The sequence below is a fragment of the Nitrospirota bacterium genome (assembly GCA_040754395.1).
GTDB lineage: Bacteria > Nitrospirota > Thermodesulfovibrionia > Thermodesulfovibrionales > SM23-35 > JBFMCL01.
Window position 1 is genome coordinate 1 of record JBFMCL010000045.1, and the last position, 3,515, is coordinate 3,515.

Consider the following 3,515-nt stretch of genomic DNA (forward strand, 5'->3'; position numbering starts at 1 on the left):
GAAGAACTTCCATCCTTCAATCCTCGTCCTGTTGTAAACAATAAAATCGCCGAATGGGACACGAGAAATTTCACGGCCGGGAATTATATCTTAAAAATATCAGCGAAAGACAGGGCGGGGAATGAAAATGTAGTCGAAAAGATGCTTGATTTATATCCGGATTTTGCCGTTTCCGCGGAAGGGATAAAAATTACAAACGCGGACGGCCTGGAAATCCCGGCGGACAAGATTTCAAGCGGGTCAAGATTGATGGCAAATGCTGTTATATTAAACAGCGGGTGGAAAGAGGGAAGCAACGTTCTGGTGGAGCTTTTTGATTCAGCGAATCTGGTTAACTCAACTCGAACCACAGTTTCCGCAAAAGGAAGTGTGAAAGTAAAGATTCCATGGAACACTATTAACGATTCACAATTAACGATTCACGAGTTATCTATTGTGGTTAATAGATTAAACGAAATTATAGAACTGGACACAACAAACAACCAGGCACAACGGCTTGTTAACCTTCTCCCTTCAGATACAACCCCTCCCCAGAGCCCCTCAGGTTTAACCGGAGTAATAAATTCATTAAAAACGGTTGGATTAAACTGGAACGCGAACAGCGAACCCGATTTTGCCGGATATAATGTTTACAGGCAGTACCACGATAACCCGGCTGTTCGTTTAAACGCACAGGAAATTTCAAGACTTGCCACGGCGCGTTCCTCAGACGCATGGAGCAGGGCATATAACGGAATGAAGATCATTGACGGGAATGAAGGAACTTACTGGATGTCTATAGAATATCCTTATGAATACTGGGAGTTCGAGGAATGCTTTGTGGGACTTGATTTCCCGGAGGTCCAGAACATAGGAAGGATTGATATAGACTGGTTGAATTACGAGGACGCGGGGAAAGATTTTGAAATAAAGACATGGAATGAAAGCGATTGGGTCCCGCAAAAAACGGTAGAAGGAAATCTTGACATGTTTAATACTTATTTCTTCAACCCGACTGTGATCACCGACAAAATAAAAATCACCATTAAACGCGGGCTGAACAGAAAATATGTTGGGATCCGTGAGGTCAGGATTTATTCAGGTAATTCCGCTGATTTGATTTCTTCGGCTTCATACAGCGATATAAATATAGACAAACTGCCGTATAAATATTTTGTGACGGCGGTGGACTGGGCGGGAAATGAAAGCGCGCCTTCGGAAATTGTAGAGTTTCATGACAATGTCCCGCCTGTGGTTGAAATTACGTCTCCAGGAGCCGGTGAGAGGTTCGGCGGCCGTGTTGAAATCTTTGGGATTGTTGAAGATTTATTTTTACAGGGATACACGGTTGAAATGGCTGAAGGAGAATGGGACACATCGCAGGTGCCGCCTCAAGGCTGGACACAGGTATGGGTGTCTGCAAAACCGGTCCGGGACGATTTAATCTGCGTAATAAACGCGATCCCGGGAATTGACAATAAAAAATACACGGTGCGCGTTAAAGCCGTCGATATGGGTGAGATTGAAAATACCAGAACAACCGCAAAAAACAGGACATTTGTGATTGATACAACACCGCCCGGTATCCCGCAGGGAGTTGAACTTGCGCAAAAGGCCAGGGACAGGATTGAACTGAAATGGCAGGCCGAACCATACGATTCCCTCCTCGGCGGGCAAGCAGGGCAAAGCAGTGATTTGCAGGGATATTATGTTTTTAGAAACGGTGAGAGGCAGAATTTGATAGATATCGCATGGCAGGGAACTGCGGGAGCGGACAGCTACTTCCAGGTCTTAAGTGACACGTCACAAGTCACAAGTCAAGAGCAGGATAGCTCACTGGTTTATTCCCCTGACAGGGCGATCGATAACGATATTTCCACGTATTGGAGGCCGGATGTTGAGGATACGACCGGAACCGGTAATATGCAATGGTTCTTAGAAGAAAGTTTTAACGAGGAAAAAAGTCTTTCTGGGATAAAGATCACGTGGGGAGAGGCGTTTATCGGGAAGGATTTCAGAATAAAAACATGGGATTCAACGGCAAACATATGGATAACACAAAAGGAAATTATTAATTGTCAATTGCCAATAGTTAATTGTCAATTCCAGAATGAGATCAAGACTAACAGGTTAAAAATAGAGATTGCAAAAGCGGGTGTGATTATTCCTGAGAATTACAAAAATGCTGATACAAGCAAAGTTGTTGACGCTATAGCGCCATACCCTACGATAGCCGAGGTGAGTGTGTATGAGAAAAAGGACGGCGTGATGGGTTTGCAGACTGTCCAGGGTTTAATTAAAGGGCAGACATACCGCGAGTCGGATATTCCCGAAGGTGAATATATCTGGACTGTCACGGCCGTGGATGACCTTGGCAATGAAAGCCAGCCGTCTAACGGCATGGTAATGGATCTTCGCGCTCCGAGGGTAGAGATTCTCTCTCCGAAACCCATGGACAAATTAAGCAAAAGCGTGGTGTTGTTCGGCACAGCGGAGGATAAATACCTGGCTGAATACATAGTTGAAATGGGAAAAGGAGATGACCCATGGGAATGGACGACTATTTTCAGTTCCATTACACCGGTATCGAACGGAATTCTTGCCGTTTATTACCCGACTGATCTGGAAGGGACTTACACATTCAAGGTGACCGCCGTAGATCAGGAAGGATACGTCACCTCACGGCAGGTGACCGTGGATATAGACTGCCTGCCGCCCGCAATCCCGTCAAATATTTCTTTTAAGATGTTAAACGACGCAGTTGAATTAAACTGGAATGGAAATTTTGAGGCCGATTTCGCGGGATACAATATTTACCGGAACGGGCTCCCGTTGAATATAAAAGAAATAGCTTCATTAAGCCCTTGGACCGAGGCCAAGAGTTCCTGGATAGGAACCCTTTCTTCCAATGTAATAGACGGCAACAAATATACTTGTTGGGCGCCCCGGCTGTTTGAGACCTCCTCATGGTGGAATGAGCAGTTCACGCAGGATTATACTATAAATAAGGTGGAAATTTTCTGGGCGGGGAATGGCTGGTGCTGGGCGAGGGATTTCGAGGTGCAGGTGTGGAATAGTTTAAGCGGGAACTGGATGACCGTTAAACATGTGGAGGATAACAGGACCAATTATAATTCATTGGAGTTTGAGCCTGTGACTACAAACGCATTGAGGATTTATATTAACAAGGGTCCAAGCTCATTGCTCGCGGGCGCGATATCCGAAGTTTATATATACCGCGCGGGGACGTTCGGATTAATACCTGAAGCTAAATACCAGGATAAGGAATTTATCAATGTGGAATATTCCTACCGTATAACCTCAGTTGACAAAATGGGTAATGAAAGCCCGAAGAGCGATGAGGTATGGTATGACAGCCATGCGCCGAGAGTAGAGATAACACAGCCTTCTGACGGTTATTTTGTATCAGGAAAAAGGTTATATATTAAAGGCGCAATTTCAGACAGGACGCTTAAGGAATGGATATTGGAAGCAGGAGAAGGAGAAGAACCGCTGTTCTGGCAAACGATAGCATC

Annotated in this window: 1 protein-coding gene; it reads left to right on the forward strand. The window is 45.0% G+C overall.

What is annotated here, in order from left to right; translation table 11 throughout:
- On the forward strand, positions 1–3,515 hold a 3,515-nt coding region (locus tag AB1552_14215; protein ID MEW6054914.1), incomplete at both ends, for a discoidin domain-containing protein.